Source organism: Pseudomonas marvdashtae, assembly GCF_014268655.2.
Lineage (GTDB): Bacteria > Pseudomonadota > Gammaproteobacteria > Pseudomonadales > Pseudomonadaceae > Aquipseudomonas > Aquipseudomonas marvdashtae.
On the sequence record NZ_JABWQX020000001.1, the window covers coordinates 3,707,865 to 3,724,201 of the forward strand.

Here is a 16,337-nt window from a genome sequence, read left to right on the forward strand (position 1 = left end):
GTTCAGGAACCGGTTCGCGGTAACGACTGGCCGCTCAAGAGCAAGTTCGCAAATGCCTGTTTGTCGATTGGCCGACTGAGGAAATACCCCTGGACTTCGTGGCATTCATCCGAGCCCAGCGACCCCAATTGGGCCAGCGTTTCAACACCTTCGGCAGTGACGGTCAAGCCCATCGCCTTGCCCAGGTTGATGATCGCCTGGACCACGGCCCGATCGTTGCTGCTGTTGCTCATGGAGGCGATGAAGCGCTTGTCGATCTTGATGCCATCGAATGGGTAGGTACGCAAATAACCGAGGGATGAATAACCGGTGCCAAAGTCGTCCATGTTCAAGCGCACGCCCAACTCCTTGAGCGCATTCATGACCTGGAGCGCGCCATTCACATCGTTCAGCATGACGTTTTCGGTGATTTCCAGCTCCAGGCGACTCGCCGGGAAATGGGTTTCGATCAGTACCTGGCGCACATCCTCCACGACATCGCTGCGTTCGAATTGTGCCGGGGAAAGATTGACCGAAACCATCAACGCTCCCGGCCAGGTCAGGGCGGTCTGACAGGCCTCACGCAATACCCAGCGTGAAAGCGGGACAATCAGGTCGGTTTGTTCGGCCAGCGGGATAAACGCGTCGGGGCCCAACAAGCCTTGGGTCGGATGTTGCCAGCGAACCAGCGCCTCGACTGCGACGATTTCGCTGCCATCGACTTTGTAGCGAGGCTGGAAATGCAGGATGAACTCGTTGTTCTTCACCGCCTGGCGCAGGTCACTTTCCAGCTGGCGTCGGTGCTGGATCTGGTCGTTCATGTGCGAGACGAAATAGCACCAGGTCTTCTTGCCCTCTGACTTGGCCTGGTACAGGGCGATGTCGGCGCAGCGGATCAATTCACTCGGCACATAGCCTTGGCGGCGGCTGACGGCAATGCCGATGCTGGCGCCGATGTGCAGCGAATGGGTCTCGTAGTGAATCGGCTGTTGCAGGCTGTCGATCAATCGCGCACAGAATCGATCAATTTCAGCGCTGTGCTCCACGCCACTGAGCACCACCACGAACTCATCACCTCCCAGGCGCGCCACCAGGTCCTGCTCACGCGTGCTGTCGCGCAGGCGCTGGGCGACTTCCAGCAACACCGCATCGCCGGCCGGGTGGCCAAGCGAATCGTTGATCGGCTTGAAGTTGTCCAGGTCCACCATCAGCAAGGCCAACGGCGCGGCATGCTCCTTGGCGACCAAGGCGTCATCCAGGTGCCTCGCCAACTTGTTGCGGTTCGGCAGGCCGGTCAACGCATCGTGCAGCGAAAGATGCTGGACCTGGGCATGAGCTGCGACCTCGTCGGTGATGTCGCTGGCGGTGCCGCGATACCCCGTAACGACGGCCTTGTCATAGATCGGCCGCGCCGAAACCCGACAGAACCGCAACTGCCCGGAATGATCGCGGTAGGAACAACGCAGGTTGCTGGCGTTCTGATCCTCCACCAGTTTGCCTAGCCACAGCGCGATCGGGGTCGTATCGCAATACAACAATTGTTCGATGTCCTGGCCCAGCCACTGCTGGTCGGAAAATCCCGTGACGGTATTAAAGCGACCCGACAGGTAGGTGATGTGCTGCTGGCTATCGATTTCCCAGATCCAGTCGGACGCGGCTTCGACCACGGCGCGAAAGCGCTCTTCGCTGGCTTCAAGTGCTTGTTTCGACTTTTCAAGGCTGTCGTAGCTGGCGTCTACCTGTCGAGCCGTGCGCATGGCATAGCGAAAAAAGTAAGCCGTGAGCAATGCCAGGATCAGCAACGCCCCACCCAATGGCGGCAGCAGCGACCAGAGCAACTGCTGGCCCGGCCGCTCCAGCCGCGACACCAGGCTATAACCCGTGCTGTCGAGCGGCACGGCGGCCTGGCCGGGCCCCAACGCGGTGTCTTTGACGAGGGTCAACTCGGTAAGGCCGTAGCTCTTGCCCAACTTGCGAAGTTTGACGGGCGTGAGTTGATCGACGAACAGCAAGACCGACGTTCCTTCAGGCGCCACCCGGGGGCGTTCGTCATTGGGAAGAATCACCGAAGCCGTAACAGCGGCCGGCCAGCCTTCGAACAAGGTGTAACGGATCGCGGGCGTCGTCAGGTCAGCTTGCGCCTGGAGCTGATCCATGAGGTCCGCCAGCGGCGTATCCATGTAGGCCGTTGCCTCTGCCTGGACATGCTGCCCGCGCACCACGGCGTATTTGGTGCGCTCACGGTCAATGACGAATACCCCCTCAAAGTCATCATTGGTGAATAGCGTCTTGCCCATGTTCTGTTCGGCATAGGCCCACTGCACGTCGACTTCACCGTTGAGGTGATCGTAGGCCGTGGTCCAGTAGGCGTAGCTGGCGATGTAGTTCTTCGAGGCGGTGATGCGGTTATCAAGGGCGCGTTCGATATAGAAATGGGTTTTGCGCACATCCTCCGTATCCAGCTTTTGCGCGATGTTGAACAGCGCGACAACGGCCACCAGAACCCCCAGGACAAACAATCCGCCGACGGCCACCACCAGGCGACGGGTAATCGGCGTGTGACGCTTGGCGTCAGAGGGGGTAGCGGCAGTGGTGTCCATTGACGTGCTCCTGTCCTTGCGGCGCTGGCTTCGCCGTACAGCTTTACTTCATGAGCGGCGCTCGGCCCTGGCGTTTTCTTAACCTTAGCAGCCACCGCTGTGACAGATGACGAGCCTACGGAATTTGACGAAAGGGCCTACGCATCGCTTGCGCCACGGGTCGAACAATGGACTGTCCTGCGCTACTGATGATTCCAACGAATCTCAACGATCGGAGCGCTCCAAAGCATCGAGCACGCCTTCCCTGGACAAGGCCTCGACACAGTTGCGACCGCTGTGCTTGGCTTGGTAGAGCGCCGCATCGGCGCGCTGGATGAACGCTTCGGTACTGTCCAGGCTGCTAGGCACGAAGGCATAACAGCCCAGGCTCACGGTCAGATAACCGGAGGGGGAAGCCGAATGGGTAATATGCTTGTCGATGACACTGCGACGGATCTGCTCGGCCAATGCCATCGCACCCTGCAGGTTGGTGTCGGGCAGCAGCACAGCGAACTCCTCACCGCCGTAACGCACCGCCAGGTCGGCTTTGCGATGACAGCAATTCCTGAGCACGGTCGCTACTTCCGCCAGGCAGTGGTCTCCGGCAACGTGCCCGTAGGTGTCGTTGTAGCGTTTGAAGAAATCGATATCGAGCATGATCAGGCTCAACGGGCTGCGCTGACGGGCGCCTCGGCCAAATTCGATGTCCAGGGCGCGCTCGAACAAACGGCGGTTTGCCAGTCCGGTCAGGCTGTCATGGGTGGCGATCAGCTCCAGCGCCTCCTGGGCCCTGCGCAGGTCGGCTTCAATTCGCTCGCTGTTACGCACCTGGCGCACGAATACCCAGCCGAACAGGCAGATGCCCAGCACGACCAGGCCCACGATGAGACTGGATTGGAACGCCCTGTCGTACCAGCCCGCGAGGATCGCTTCTTCAGACATCGCGGCGGTGACAACCAGGGGATACGCGCGCAAATGCTGATGATCATAAAGCCTGATGACCCCATCGGCGGCGGAGCGGATCACCGCGTTGCCGATGACGGTCCCTTGCGTCTCATGCTGGAAGATCGCGTCCTGGGCCAGGGAACGGCCGATCTTGGTTTCATCGAAAGGCCGGCGAGCCAGCAAGGTTCCGTCGGCCAGGGCGAGGACCATCTCGCCTTCGTCATCGAGGCTGAAGCTTTTGAAGAACTGATCGAAGTAGGCCATTTTGACCCCGGCCATCAGCACGCCCTGAAAATTGCCGTCCGAATCGTTCAATCGCCGTGAAACGGGGATGATCCACTCACCATTCTGGCGACTGCGAATCGCCGGCCCGATATGCGCAAGCAGGGAGGCATTCTGTTGATGAAAAGCAAAATACTCGCGATCCGCGACCCCCGCTCCCCTGTGCAGATTGGCGAAGGAGGTGATGACCCAATGTCCGTCCTTGTCAAACAGGAACAGCCCATGTAACTGCTCCAACGATTGCACGCGCCGGGCGAACGTCTGTTGCAGACGCGGTTGTAACGCGTGGCCGAAACCGTCGATCTGCATCCAGTCCGCCAGGCTGGCGAGGACCAGGTCAGTCTGTTGAAACGTGTCCTGGGCCTGCTGGGCCATGGCCCGCGTCAGGTTGGCCGAGGCGACGCGGGCCGACGCCAGGTCGTAGCGACGGGACTGTTCCAACTGCAGGTAGAGCAAGCCACACAGGCACAGGCAGACAGCGGCGATAAACGCAACCGCTGCCTTGAGCAACGGCAGGCGCTTGAGAGCACCACCGGGAGCGTGGAACGGATCAAAAGTGGGGATAGGCAAGCGAATTCCTGAGGGGGGCAGGACATGAGCGAATCGCTCAAAGCCCCCAATATTCGTGAGCTTAGCCTGCCGCTTGTAGGGCGGCAATTAGCCATTGGAACGAAGCCGATGGGTGGCTGAATGGATCCAAAACCCATCGTCGCTTCTGACGCGTGGCCTCCTCTTGAAGATGTTGTATCGCTGGTTTCATCGCACCGGCGGAACCCGGATTTCCCCAGCGCGGCATTGTGTCTTGACGCCCTTGCCACACTCGGTGAACGCCAGGTCCTTGCTCATGCACACTCGCACTTCCGACAGTTGCGGCCCGCTGCAAATCACTGCTATGCCGTTGGAATCGATATCGGGATTGCTTTGGCGGAACAGCCGGGCAATCTCCTCAGCTTCCAGATAAGTAGAAGAGCTGAGGGGTTGCAACTGCGCGGGAATCTTTACCGTGCCGATGGCCTTGTCCGAAGCTTCCAGATAGCCCATGGCACCGAGCCCGCTGCAAGTCCCGTGTTTGGACCATTCATGCTCCAACAGCTTGCGGGTCGGAAACAGCGTCAAGCCCTTCTCTCGCTCGGCCGCGGTCAAGGCCACCTTGGGCGAGCAGGATTTCGGCCAGCCGCCCTTGGCATATTGCGGCCAGAGGCCATGGAGCACAAAACCGTAGCCTTTGCCGGAACACTGCGTGTCGTTCTGGTGAGTAAGGCAAAAAGTCGGCGACCAGGACAGCGCCAGTACGTAATAGTCGAACACTCCCGCGATGGATGGCGCGCGAACTTGATGCGGCTCCCGGGCACTGGCCGCGCCGATGGAACCTAATAGCATCGCAACCAGCATGACGACCGTAAAACATTGCTTCATCGACCCATTCCTTGGTGAATATCTAGAAAGACGGCATGAGGACGGACCCGGATTAATTTGCCTCGGTTGTCCAACCCATTAAAGTGCGCTTTTTTACAAGCAAACCTAGCCGGGGGCTATCTAAATTGCGTAACGCGCCATAACGTTGGCAGCCCTTGACTACCAATTCCCGACGACCATGAGAAAACCGACCCCGGCCGCCGACATCCCCTTGACCCGCCCCGCGACCGTCAGTCTGCGGGAAGCTTTCTGGTTCTGGCTCAAGTTGGGCTTCATCAGCTTTGGCGGCCCGGCGGGACAGATCTCGATCATGCATCAGGAGCTCGTGGAGCGCCGTCGCTGGATCTCCGAACGACGCTTCCTGCATGCGCTCAATTACTGCATGTTGCTGCCAGGGCCGGAGGCGCAGCAGTTGGCGACTTACCTGGGCTGGCTGATGCATCGCAGTTGGGGCGGAGTGATTGCCGGGGCGTTGTTCGTCCTGCCGTCGCTGTTCATCCTGATTGCGTTGTCCTGGTTGTATGTCGCCTTTGGCGAAGTGCCGGCAGTGGCGGGAGTTTTCTACGGCATCAAGCCCGCCGTAACGGCAATCGTGGTGCATGCTGCGCATCGGATAGGCTCGCGCGCGCTCAAGAACGGCTGGTTATGGGTTATCGCTGCGGCGTCATTCACGGCCATATTCGCGTTGGATATTCCCTTCCCCCTTATCGTATTGGGCGCCGCTGTCATCGGCTATTTCGGTGGCCGCTGGGCACCGGACAAATTCAGCCTGGGTGGCCATGGGGCCAATCATCGATCCTACGGCCCGGCGCTGATAGACGACGACACCCCGCCACCGGAACACGCCCGGTTCAGCACCGCTCGACTCGTTCGGTTGGCGATGATCGGCGCCCTGTTGTGGTCATTGCCGATGGGGCTGCTAACGATGTTTTTCGGCTGGGAAGGCACCCTCACGCAAATGGCCTGGTTCTTCACCAAGGCCGCGTTGCTGACTTTCGGTGGCGCCTATGCGGTTTTGCCCTATCTATATCAGGGCGCCGTCGAGCACTTTGGCTGGCTGACGCCGACCCAGATGATCGACGGCCTCGCGCTGGGCGAAACCACGCCCGGGCCGCTGATCATGGTGGTGGCATTCGTCGGTTTCGTCGGCGGCTACGTGATGCAAGTGTTCGGTCCCGATCAGGCCTTCATGGCCGGCGCCGTGGCGGCCTCGCTGGTAACCTGGTTCACTTTCCTGCCGTCCTTCCTGTTCATCCTGGCTGGCGGGCCGCTGGTGGAATCGACTCATGATTCGTTGAAGTTCACCGCTCCCCTGACCGCCATCACCGCCGCCGTAGTCGGCGTGATCCTCAACCTGGCCTGCTTCTTTGGCTACCACGTACTCTGGCCCAACGGGTTCGCCGGTGCGCTGGACTGGCCCTCGGCAATCATCGCGACAGCAGCGGCCATTGCGCTATTTCGCTACAAGCGCGGGGTGATCCAGGTGCTGTTGGCATGCGGGCTTGCCGGGTTGGCGGTGCATTTGCTGCGCTAGACGAGGCATTTGCTCAGATAGATTGCGCAAGCCGGGCACACAATCTGTCGGAGCCGTCGCCCGAAACTACGCCGCCGCTACCGGAACCTGCAACAGCTCCGGTAAGAAAATTGAACGGCCCCTGGCTGAGGCGAACTAATCAGGTTCATGGCCCGGCCAAGGCCTTTGCGTCAAATCGGCCTGGGGCCCGACCTGAACAGCAATGGCACAGGTGACCCGTCAATGGATTCAACCCCCCTCGAAATCTTTACCGACACCCAACTGCTAGGCATCTCCATCGCCAACTGGTTACTGGCACTGACAGTGACGGCGGTGAGTTTTATCATCGCCAGGACAGGCGTCGGTTTCCTCCTGAAAAACGTGCGTGCCCGGGCTCAAAAGCCTGATGCCTACCTCAGCCACATCGCTGTCGAAGTGCTTTCCAGTACCAGCAATACCTTGTTGTTATTGGCCTCGATTCTGATTGGCATCGGCGTATTGGACCTACCGGAACGCTGGTTGGGCCGGGTCAGCAGCCTTTGGTTCGTGGTGGCCGCCTTGCAGGTGGGATTGTGGGCAAACCGGGCGATCGCCCTGGCATTGCTGCACTATTTCGCCCGTCACAGCCATACCGATATTCATCAGAAAAGTGCCTTGGCCACCCTGAGCCTATGGGGCGCGAAGGTGTTCCTGTGGGCGGTGGTGCTGCTGGCCATGCTTTCCAACCTGGGCGTGAACATTACGGCCTTTATCGCCAGCCTCGGGGTTGGCGGCATCGCCGTGGCGCTCGCCGTGCAGAACATCCTCGGGGATTTGTTCGCCTCGCTGTCAATCGCCGTGGACAAGCCCTTCGAAGTCGGTGACTTCATTGTGGTGGGCTCCCTGGCCGGCACCGTAGAACACGTCGGCTTGAAGACCACGCGGATCCGCAGCCTGGGCGGCGAGCAGATCGTCATGGCCAACGCCGGGATGATCAGCACCACGATCCAGAACTACAAGCGGCTCCAGGAGCGGCGTATCGTTTTCGAATTTGCTCTGCCCCAGCAATGCTCGACAGAACAACTGCGCCAAGTGCCGGTTATCGTCGAACGCATCATCAAGGCTCAGGAAAAGACCCGCTTCGACCGCGCGCACTTTCGCGGGTTTGGCGAAAGCGCGCTGGAATTCGAGACGGTGTATATCGTGCTGGATCCCAGCTACAACGTGTACATGGACATCCAGCAGGCCATCAACCTGGGCATGATGGATGAATTCGCCAAGATCGGCGTGCGCTTCGCCATGCCGTCCCGTGCCGTGCACATCGCTTCGCTGCCGGATACACCCGAGCGAATGTCCAGGGACAACGTGCCCGCGCAGGCTGCGGCGTCGTTTCGGGCGCAGCATTGATGCGCTTTATCCCGTGTGAGCTGCCCGAATCCGGCCCTTCGCCAATCGAAATGAAACGACTCATGACCCAGCGCAAATGAACACTCAGCCCCTTCAGCTAAGCTCAACCTATCACCACGACAGGGGATAGACATGAGCAAGGCAGACGAACTCGCGACCAAGCTGAGGCAGGCCCAACGAACCCCGGCCGATACCGACAACTGCGCCGACCTGGCCATTGAACATTGGCCCGGCCAAGTCTATGACTTGTACCGTCAGATCGAAACCTGGCTGGCACCGGTCTGTGAGGCCGGCCTGGACATCCGACATAACCCGACCCACGTATTTGAACGCCATTGCAGTGGTTCGACCTACAACTACGCCATCGACCAACTGGTGATCGAAGGCAATCATCGGCGCATCGTGCTCGACCCGATCGCGCGCTTCTCCTCCAGTTCGGACGGCTGCGTCGAAATTCACATGACGGGCCTGGAGCGCTGCATCCTGCGCACCGTGGGCGGGCACGGCGAATCGATCTGGCATTTGCGGTCAACCGGACAGCAGCGCTCAGAACCGCTGACGCTGGATGAAGATGCCTTCCTCTCGGTTGTCGAGGAAGGCCTGGGACTCTGAAAAAAATGGGCGACCTTGAGTCGCCCATTTTCGCGAAGACTGAAGCGTTTAGCCGGCCGCCGATTCAAGTTCTGCGTCAGGCCCTGATTCAAGTGCCCGAGCCCCGTGGATCGTTGTTTGTCTGCCAACCAGAATTGTCCAGGCGTTATCGATCTCGTCGACGGCGCCTTGTGCATGTTGGGCATCCGCCCAGCTCCAGTAGCGCTCGGACACCAACCCACCCACTGCCTGAGCGCATAACTCATCGCAACTGATGCCCATCTTGCCCGCAGCCGCGATCACCGCGAGGAGCGCTTGCTCCAATTGGGAAACTCTTTCGGTAGACACAACACTAACCAACTCGGCAGGTAACGAGTCCAAAGCTTATCAAGATATCAATGTGCCACCAACCGCAGCCGCCCAACGGTTCACTCGAGCACTTCCTGGTTTTGCATTCGCCGCATCGTTTTTGATCAACCCAACGCACCGGACGTCGCCGCGCTCGAAACTGGCGGAGACTGGCGAGCCGCCGCGCGGGCCGCCAGGAAGGCCAGGACGGCAGCGATGCCCAGTACGCCGGCGCTGGTTTCGAACGTCGCACGATAGCCGCTCGCATCAAACAGGACGCCCCCAACGGTGGCGCCCATGGCGATGGCAAGCTGGACGATCGCCACCATCAATCCGCCGCCTGCTTCGGCATTCTCGGGCAAGGACCTGGCCAGCCAGGTCCACCAGCCAACTGGGGCCGCTGTCGCCACCAGGCCCCATAGACCCAGCAGCACGGCGGTGATGATCACCGACTCACCGAACGCAACCAAGGCGAGGGCGATTGCTGCCATCGATATTGGGATGATGACGAGCGTCCGATACAAGCCATTTTTCAGGAATGAGCCGATCAGGAAGGTGCCGAGCAGACCCGCCAAACCAACCACCAACAGCATCAACGACAGCAGCGACACGCTCACCTGCGTCACCGTTTCCAGGAACGGTCGCAGATAAGTGAACAACATGAATTGCCCCATGAACAACGTGCTGACCGCCAGCATGCCCAATGCCACCTGAGCCTGAGTCATCAACTTGAAAGGGTTGCCAGTGCCTCGTTTCGCGTTGGCGGGCATCGACGGCAGGCGCAACAGTAGCCAGACGAGGGCAAGCGCGGCGACAGGCACGATGCAAAGGAACGCGCCCCGCCAACCAATGATCGCCCCGAGAAAACTGCCTAACGGCGCGGCCACCACCGTCGCCAAGGCATTGCCTCCATTGACGATAGCCAAGGCGCGGGGGATTTTGTCCTCCGGCACCAGGCGCATGGCCGTGGCCGCCGACAGCGACCAGAAGCCGCCAATCGCAACGCCGATCAACGCACGGCCGAGCATGAATATCGCGTAATTGGGCGCCATGGCAGCCACTGTTCCAGACACGATCATCAGCATTGTCAGCGCGCAGAGTAGCCATTTACGGTCGACCCGAGCGGCGATCAATGCGATGAACAGGCTGGTGACCAGCGCAAATGCGCCGGAGACGGCAATGCCTTGGCCGGCCTGCCCTTCGCTGACGTGAAGATCCGTTGCTACCGGCGTCAGCAGGCTGACCGGCATGAACTCCGAGGCCACGAGCGCGAAGGCGGCAAGCGACATGGCGAGCACCGCACCCCACGCAGGCTGGCGCTGCGGTTTGGGCAATGAGGTAGTGGTCATTGATGAAAGCCTTGAAATTATCGATGGGTTAAGCGTCGGGCCTATGCAACGCCCGAAGATGAAAACGGCGGCTCGCAGCCGCTGATTGGATTCTCTGCATTCTCAAGGGCCCGCGCCGTTGGCCGGTAGAACGTTTCACTGAAGTTCTTGCCCGATCCTGTGAACGTGTCTGTAGGCCATAGGCAACGCTTCGCTTGGCGGGTTAATGTTCTGCCCATAACTATCAACCCGGCAGAAGATCGACATGACCACTCAGGGCAGATCGCCACAAGAGCGCCTCGCGGGCCTCATCGGTACCCGGGCGACCGGAACGGGCGACTTCGAGACGTCGATTGCCGGCCTGTGTTTTTTCCGCCGCGACGCCCCTGCGCCGCCCGCGACCTGCATGATCGAACCGAGCGTCGTCCTCGTCGCCCAAGGCATGAAACAGGTCTGGATCGGCGGCCAGGCTTATGGCTATGACACCACGCGATTTCTCATGACATCGCTGGATATGCCCGCAAATTCCGAAGTGCTGATGGCAAGCCCGGAGCAGCCGTGCCTGGGCTTGGTCATGAGGTTGGACTTGCGCATGGTCGCCGATCTGGTTGCCCAGGGCAGCCTGGCGCCACGCGTTGAACGCCCGGTCGGGATTGGCGCCGGAATCGGCACGGCTACGCCTGATTTCCTGGCGCCGTTCGCACGTTTGCTGGCCTTGTTGGATGAGCCCGAAGCGATCCCGGTCCTGGCGCCATTGATCCAGCGTGAAATCCACTATCGACTGTTGATGAGCGACCAGGCGGCGCGACTAAGGCAGATTGCCTCCGTCGACAGCCAGGGGCATCGGATCGCCAAGGCGATAGACTGGCTGAAACTGAACTACACCGAGCCAATCCGCGTCGACGACCTCGCGGCCCGCGTGCAGATGAGCGCGCCGACGTTCCATCATCATTTCCGCCAGCTCACCGCGATGAGTCCGCTGCAATACCAGAAGTGGCTGCGGTTGAACGAGGCAAAGCGCTTGATGCTCAATGAGCACCTGGACGTGGCGAGCGCCGCCTACAGGGTCGGCTATGAAAGCCCCTCGCAGTTCAGCCGTGAATACAGCCGCCTGTTCGGCGAATCCCCCAAGCGCGACATTGCCGCCTTGCGCCGGCCGCCAAACGTTATCTAGACCGTCTGATCGTTTTGTCATGGACCATCGTGGCGAAGGCAACTTGCTTGCGGTCAACCCCTGCCCTGGTAGTACTGCGCCATATAATCGACGAACGCCCGCACCTTGGCCGGCAGATGCCGGGCGTTAGGATAAAGCGCGTAGTAGTGCCGTTCCCCAAGGGTGTGCTCAGGCAGAATCCGCACCAGCCTCCCCGTCAGCAGGTCATCCTTCACCGTCGCTAAAGTGAACGCGGCGATACCCCCGCCCGCCAGGGCGCAGGCATGCAAGGCGGTAATAGTGTCTGTATGAAATGTGCTGCGGCAATCCAGCGTGGCCGATTGGCCGCTCTCATTTCCAAGCGTCCATTGGGCGGATGCGCCATAGGTCAACAATCGATGTTCGTTGAGTTCGGCAACGCTGCGAGGCAGACCGCACTTGAACACATAGGCCGGCGCCGCCACGAGCACAAGCGGCGAGACGCTGAGCTGTCGGGCAACCAGGCTGCTGTCGGCCAACGGCCCGCAGATCCGCAACGCCACATCGAAGCCATCAGCCACCAGATCGACCAGCGGATCGGAGCAAGACAAATCAACCCAGATATCCGGATAACGCGCCTGGAACGCCGGCAACCAATGCGCCAGTTCCAACGTGCCCACCACCAGCGGCGCGCTGATTCGAAGCAGCCCGGACGGACGTTCCTGCTCCCGGGCGGCCGCTTGGGACGCAGCGTCCACGCGATCGAGAATATCCACGCAAGCTGAGTAATACCCTTCCCCCGCCGCCGTCAGGCTCATATGCCGGGTATTACGGTTGATCAGTCGCACGCCCAGCGCGGATTCCAGTTGCTGCAAATGCCGCGACACCGATGAGTGCGTGGTGTCCAGTCGCTCGGCGGCGGCTGAAAAACCCTTGGCTTCGGCGATGCTGCGGAACACGCGCATGGCGAGCATCTGATTCATAGGGCTTCAGCGCACCGGTAGCTTGATGATGTCGGCGGTACTCATCACGTCACCGAACGTATCCTCGATTTCAGCCAGGGCAGCCTTATGTAAAGCGTCCTTGTTTATCGAGTCACCGTTGACCCGAGTGATCGCGCGGGTAGCCGAGGCATCGGCCGCCACCAGCACGTTATAGCCCAGCGGGGCCGCATCACGGGCAGCTCCCGCCACGCACGCATGGGTCATGAGGCCGGAGACGACCAGGTTCTCGATGCCTGCGGCTTTCAGGCGGTTGTCCAGATCGGTACTGCCGAACACGCTCACGGTGGTTTTCTGCAAGACCGAATCCTTGGCCCGGGGCTGCATGTCAGGGTGGAATTTCACGGTTTCACCGTCAACGGCAAACACTGGCGAACCGGCAGGTGCAATGTGCTGGACATGGTAGACCGGCATTTCATGTTCATCGGCGAACTCGATCAGTTTGCGAGCATTGGCCAGCGCTGCAGGGCCGTCGGGGATCGGCATCTTACCGGCGAAGTATTCGTTCTGAAAATCAATCACCAGTAACGCGGTTTTACCAGAAGGCAATTGGCTGACCGGCGCGGCGCCAGACATGGCGCGGATGGTCGGGTGACTTTCGGCCAAGGCGCCAGCACTGGCGAGAACGCCCGATAAAACACAGGCACTGAGGAAACGGCGGGGGAAACGTTGCATGGGAGATTCCTTCATTCGTGGAGTGGATGAGGGAATGCTAGGGGGATGGTCTGCACCGAAACACAGTGCGCGCGGTACAGGACTTGTTTGGGGTTTGCACAGATACGTCGTTTGAAGGGCGACTCGTGAGGTCGCCCTCCTTCCGTCAGGATGCCAAAAGCTGCGCCTGCAATCGCCGTCCAATGACATCCAATAAATCGCAACCGTCCCGTAACGGGATCGCCAGTAGCTGGACGAAGTCCTGCAACACCACAGCATCGGTGCTGATTTCAGAACGCATCGCGAGGTTCTCAAGTAACTGTGTGACAGCAGCGATGCGGTAAGCGGCGGGTGTCATGCAACACGTCCAGCGGGGCTTCTGTGTCGATCAACAGGGCGTGGAAATTGTTCTCGATACCGGTGATGGGCATGTAGCGGGCCATGGGTGTCAGTACGACTCGGCGAAAAACGCTGCGAACAAAAAGAAACACAAAGTAAGCCTGGCAGACGCTGAAGCCGTATTTTACGACGGTATGGCCCTTGAACGAGAGGACAACGACCATGAGGAAACACGCTGGGTTATCATGGGCCGAGACGCAACCGGTCGTGTTCTCGTCGTTGCCTACACCTACCGCGAGCCGGACTTCGTCCGCCTCATCAGCGCGCGAGTAGCCTCCAAAAACGAACTGCATCAGTACCTAGGGGGGTGACCTATGAAAGAAGAATACGATTTCAGCACCGCCAAGCGCGGTCCCGTTGCGAGCAGTAAAGGCAAGACCCGCATCACCATCATGCTCGATGATGAGGTGATCAAAGCTGCTCGCGAGTCCGCCGAAAATACCGGTATTGGCTATCAAACCGTCATCAACCATCTGCTGCGTCAGGCCCTGGTATCCGAAACCGCCCACAACCTGGCACCAGCGCCGCAAAAGCGGACCCGCACCGTCAAACCCTACGCAAACGGAATTACCCGATCCGATGTGAAGGATCTGGAGAAACGGCTAGCCGCCATGACTGAAAAATTACACAAGATGATGAATGCGCCCAAGCCCGGCAGCGCCAAGGCATCGGCATGATCTGGGGAACTCTGTGACGCGCAGGCACTGTCTCAACGCAGTGCCTCTGCCATGCTGCCAACGATTATCCGCTTACCCTCCCTCTCCCCAACCTCCAATGCTTGCCCATCCCGCTGCTTCCCCTGCCGCGCCTGCCCCACCAATTGCGGAATCAAGTCCCCTTCCGGCAAATGCTTCCAGAATCGTCCCGGCATGTGCTGTCGTAACGCGGTGGGATTGAGCCTTGCCGGGTTGAAAATGTGACGATAATAGGTGCGCCACAACTCGGCGCCGGGGTCTTCGGCGTGGCGGGCCCATTGCTGCCACTGCTCGGGGCAGCGCCGCTGGTAATCCAGCGATTGGCCATCGAAACGGATTCCGTCGCGAGGCGTTGCGATCAGCCAGCGTTGCCGGCCCAGCCGCTCGGCGAAATGACCACTCGCGCTTTCAAGGATGTCGTGGGCCGGCTGGTGAAAAGCCACCAGATCCAATTCCAGTCGCTCGGCCACGGCTGGCGGCAAGGGGATGAAGCGCACAAAGGCGTGCAAATGATGGGCTTCGCGGCTGACCTGTTTGATGCGCCGTTGCAGTTCGCTACCCAGTCGATCCCCAGCGAGCATGGCCGTGCGGTCGCCATGGGCGACGCGCCAGAGCACTTCGTACAACAGACTCCAGCGCTGCTCACCCTGATAGCGGCTGGCCTGTTCGAGCTGATCCAACAAGGCCGCCGGAACACGCGTGCGGAACGGTCCCGGACCTTGCGGCAAGGGCGCCGGCACGGCCAACAAATCGGCCGTGGGGCCCTGGGACCATGTCACGTCGCAGGGGTCGACTCCATGTCCGAGCAGCGTTCGGGCCTGGTCACGCCACGTGGCGAAATCATCGTCACAATCCAGCGCGATCATGCCCATAATCCCATTTGCACAGGCCTTTGAGGATCGCGCAAACGAGCCCGCAGCAAGCCGCTGCGCATTTGAGCGTCGGCGGGTCGATAATCGCTGGTGACGATAAACGGCCGGGCCTTCTCCAGTACGCAGCGCATCTGCACCAGATCGTCGTAGCGAATCCGTCGCTCCCTGCGCAACGCTACCAGGCGTTGCACACTCCGCAGGCCAATGCCGGGGATACGCGCCAGCAACGCAGGTTCGGCGCGGTTGAGGTCGAGAGGGAAAACTTCGCGATTGGCCAATGCCCAGGCCAGCTTGGGATCGATGTCCAGGTCCAGGTTGGCGGTTTTTCCCAGCAGCTCGCCGGCCTTGTAGCCGTAGCCGCGCATGAGGAAGTCGGCCTGATACAGACGATGCTCGCGCAGCAATGGCGGCGCGGCCAGCGGAACGCTGGCGGGGCTGTCGGGGATCGGGCTGAAAGCGGAATAGTAGACCCGCCGCAACCCGTAGCCTTGGTAGAGCGACTCGGCATTGCTGAGGATGGCATGGTCATCGGTGGCATCAGCCCCCACGATCACCTGGGTGCTTTGCCCGGCCGGGGCAAAACGCGGCGCCCGGGGCTCGCCGGCCACCGCTTGTTGACCGTGATGGATGGTGCCCATGGCCTGGCGGATGGTCGTCAATCGCTTTTCCGGCGCCAGGCGTTTGAGGCTCACCTCACTGGACAGTTCGATGTTCACACTCAGGCGATCCGCCAACCGTCCCGCTTCTTCGATCAACAGCGGATCAGCATCGGGAATGGTCTTGAGATGGATGTAACCGCGGAACTGGTGCTCCTCTCGCAGCAGCCGTGCCACTCGGATCAATTGCTCCATCGTGTAATCCGCCGAGCGAATGATGCCGGAACTGAGGAACAGGCCGCTGATGCAGTTTCGCCGGTAGAAATCCAGCGTCAGGCGAACCACCTCCTCCGGCGTGAATCGCGCCCTCGGCACGTTGCTAGAGCGACGGTTGACGCAGTATTGGCAGTCATACAGGCAGAAATTGGTCAGCAACACCTTGAGTAGAGAAACACAGCGGCCGTCCGGCGTGTAACTATGGCAAATGCCCATGCCATCGGTCGCGCCAAGCCCGTCGCGCCCCCGAGAGCTGCGTTTGGGGGCGCCACTGCTGGCGCAAGATGCGTCATATTTGGCGGCGTCGGCAAGAATGCCGAGCTTGGCGATGAGTTGCATGGAGAA

At 60.3% G+C, this 16,337-nt stretch carries 15 protein-coding genes and 1 pseudogene; 6 read left to right on the plus strand and 10 right to left on the minus strand.

What is annotated here, in order from left to right; genetic code table 11:
- Positions 1 to 2: 2 nt before the first annotated feature.
- The 3 genes from HU742_RS16690 to HU742_RS16700 form a co-directional block, all read right to left on the minus strand.
- Positions 3 to 2,579 (minus strand): bifunctional diguanylate cyclase/phosphodiesterase, encoded by a 2,577-nt coding sequence (locus HU742_RS16690; protein ID WP_186636463.1) that lies wholly within the window; start codon positions 2,577 to 2,579, stop codon positions 3 to 5.
- Between the two features lie 204 nt (positions 2,580 to 2,783).
- A complete protein-coding gene (locus HU742_RS16695; protein ID WP_186636473.1) occupies positions 2,784 to 4,355 on the minus strand; it encodes a sensor domain-containing diguanylate cyclase in 1,572 nt (523 codons plus the stop codon).
- A gap of 186 nt (positions 4,356 to 4,541) precedes the next feature.
- Positions 4,542 to 5,201: a ribonuclease T2 family protein gene (locus HU742_RS16700; protein WP_186636476.1), complete on the minus strand. Its 660-nt coding sequence runs from the start codon at positions 5,199 to 5,201 to the stop codon at positions 4,542 to 4,544.
- Positions 5,202 to 5,379: 178 nt separating this feature from the next.
- Here HU742_RS16700 and chrA point away from each other — a divergent pair, with 178 nt between their 5' ends.
- The 3 genes from chrA (at position 5,380) to HU742_RS16715 (ending at position 8,712) form a co-directional block, all read left to right on the plus strand.
- Positions 5,380 to 6,735 (plus strand): chromate efflux transporter, encoded by a 1,356-nt coding sequence (gene chrA / locus HU742_RS16705; protein ID WP_186643184.1) that lies wholly within the window; start codon positions 5,380 to 5,382, stop codon positions 6,733 to 6,735.
- A 222-nt stretch (positions 6,736 to 6,957) separates the two neighbouring features.
- Entirely contained in the window at positions 6,958 to 8,100 is a 1,143-nt protein-coding gene (locus tag HU742_RS16710) for a mechanosensitive ion channel family protein (RefSeq protein ID WP_186643183.1), read from the plus strand.
- 132 nt (positions 8,101 to 8,232) lie between these two features.
- Positions 8,233 to 8,712: a hypothetical protein gene (locus tag HU742_RS16715; RefSeq protein ID WP_186643182.1), complete on the plus strand. Its 480-nt coding sequence runs from the start codon at positions 8,233 to 8,235 to the stop codon at positions 8,710 to 8,712.
- Between the two features lie 48 nt (positions 8,713 to 8,760).
- On the opposite strand, the gene HU742_RS16720 is transcribed toward HU742_RS16715, so the two are convergent.
- Positions 8,761 to 9,015: a hypothetical protein gene (locus HU742_RS16720; protein ID WP_186643181.1), complete on the minus strand. Its 255-nt coding sequence runs from the start codon at positions 9,013 to 9,015 to the stop codon at positions 8,761 to 8,763.
- A 149-nt stretch (positions 9,016 to 9,164) separates the two neighbouring features.
- The gene (locus HU742_RS16725; protein WP_186643180.1) at positions 9,165 to 10,388 is read right to left on the minus strand and encodes an MFS transporter; all 1,224 of its coding nucleotides are present in this window, start codon (positions 10,386 to 10,388) and stop codon (positions 9,165 to 9,167) included.
- A gap of 244 nt (positions 10,389 to 10,632) precedes the next feature.
- Here HU742_RS16725 and HU742_RS16730 point away from each other — a divergent pair, with 244 nt between their 5' ends.
- Entirely contained in the window at positions 10,633 to 11,541 is a 909-nt protein-coding gene (locus HU742_RS16730; RefSeq protein WP_186643179.1) for an AraC family transcriptional regulator, read from the plus strand.
- A 53-nt stretch (positions 11,542 to 11,594) separates the two neighbouring features.
- Here HU742_RS16730 and HU742_RS16735 read toward each other — a convergent pair whose 3' ends face one another.
- The 3 genes and pseudogenes from HU742_RS16735 to HU742_RS16745 all read right to left on the minus strand — a co-directional run bounded on the left by HU742_RS16735 (position 11,595) and on the right by HU742_RS16745 (position 13,597).
- Entirely contained in the window at positions 11,595 to 12,482 is an 888-nt protein-coding gene (locus HU742_RS16735) for a LysR family transcriptional regulator (RefSeq protein WP_186636493.1), read from the minus strand.
- Between the two features lie 6 nt (positions 12,483 to 12,488).
- Entirely contained in the window at positions 12,489 to 13,175 is a 687-nt protein-coding gene (locus tag HU742_RS16740) for a cysteine hydrolase family protein (RefSeq protein WP_186643178.1), read from the minus strand.
- Positions 13,176 to 13,320: 145 nt separating this feature from the next.
- Positions 13,321 to 13,597, minus strand: a pseudogene (locus HU742_RS16745) (hypothetical protein).
- Between HU742_RS16745 and HU742_RS26810 the strand changes: the two are divergent.
- Together HU742_RS26810 and HU742_RS16755 are read left to right on the plus strand one after the other, a co-directional pair.
- Positions 13,559 to 13,864 carry a BrnT family toxin gene (locus tag HU742_RS26810; protein WP_367616110.1) on the plus strand — a complete coding sequence of 102 codons (306 nt, stop codon included), beginning with the start codon at positions 13,559 to 13,561 and terminating at the stop codon, positions 13,862 to 13,864. The pseudogene HU742_RS16745 and the gene HU742_RS26810 sit on opposite strands and share 39 nt — an antisense overlap.
- 3 nt (positions 13,865 to 13,867) lie before the next feature.
- A complete protein-coding gene (locus HU742_RS16755; protein WP_186643176.1) occupies positions 13,868 to 14,230 on the plus strand; it encodes a BrnA antitoxin family protein in 363 nt (120 codons plus the stop codon).
- Positions 14,231 to 14,262: 32 nt separating this feature from the next.
- Here the strand turns inward: HU742_RS16755 and HU742_RS16760 are convergent, their stop codons facing one another.
- Entirely contained in the window at positions 14,263 to 15,120 is an 858-nt protein-coding gene (locus HU742_RS16760) for a TIGR03915 family putative DNA repair protein (RefSeq protein ID WP_186643175.1), read from the minus strand.
- Entirely contained in the window at positions 15,111 to 16,331 is a 1,221-nt protein-coding gene (locus HU742_RS16765) for a putative DNA modification/repair radical SAM protein (protein WP_186636499.1), read from the minus strand. The genes HU742_RS16760 and HU742_RS16765 overlap by 10 nt, the downstream gene beginning before the upstream one ends.
- Between the last annotated feature and the right edge of the window lie 6 nt (positions 16,332 to 16,337).

What these genes read in the sequence shown, in the direction of transcription:
- HU742_RS16700 (WP_186636476.1), bottom strand. Translation starts at nt 5,201, where the DNA reads ATGAAGCAATGTTTTACGGTCGTCATGCTGGTTGCGATGCTATTAGGT.
- HU742_RS16725 (WP_186643180.1), bottom strand. Translation starts at nt 10,388, where the DNA reads ATGACCACTACCTCATTGCCCAAACCGCAGCGCCAGCCTGCGTGGGGT.
- HU742_RS16710 (WP_186643183.1), top strand. Translation starts at nt 6,958, where the DNA reads ATGGATTCAACCCCCCTCGAAATCTTTACCGACACCCAACTGCTAGGC.
- HU742_RS16690 (WP_186636463.1), bottom strand. Translation starts at nt 2,579, where the DNA reads ATGGACACCACTGCCGCTACCCCCTCTGACGCCAAGCGTCACACGCCG.
- HU742_RS16740 (WP_186643178.1), bottom strand. Translation starts at nt 13,175, where the DNA reads ATGCAACGTTTCCCCCGCCGTTTCCTCAGTGCCTGTGTTTTATCGGGC.
- HU742_RS16765 (WP_186636499.1), bottom strand. Translation starts at nt 16,331, where the DNA reads ATGCAACTCATCGCCAAGCTCGGCATTCTTGCCGACGCCGCCAAATAT.
- HU742_RS16715 (WP_186643182.1), top strand. Translation starts at nt 8,233, where the DNA reads ATGAGCAAGGCAGACGAACTCGCGACCAAGCTGAGGCAGGCCCAACGA.
- HU742_RS16735 (WP_186636493.1), bottom strand. Translation starts at nt 12,482, where the DNA reads ATGAATCAGATGCTCGCCATGCGCGTGTTCCGCAGCATCGCCGAAGCC.
- HU742_RS16760 (WP_186643175.1), bottom strand. Translation starts at nt 15,120, where the DNA reads ATGGGCATGATCGCGCTGGATTGTGACGATGATTTCGCCACGTGGCGT.
- HU742_RS16755 (WP_186643176.1), top strand. Translation starts at nt 13,868, where the DNA reads ATGAAAGAAGAATACGATTTCAGCACCGCCAAGCGCGGTCCCGTTGCG.
- HU742_RS16730 (WP_186643179.1), top strand. Translation starts at nt 10,633, where the DNA reads ATGACCACTCAGGGCAGATCGCCACAAGAGCGCCTCGCGGGCCTCATC.
- chrA (WP_186643184.1), top strand. Translation starts at nt 5,380, where the DNA reads ATGAGAAAACCGACCCCGGCCGCCGACATCCCCTTGACCCGCCCCGCG.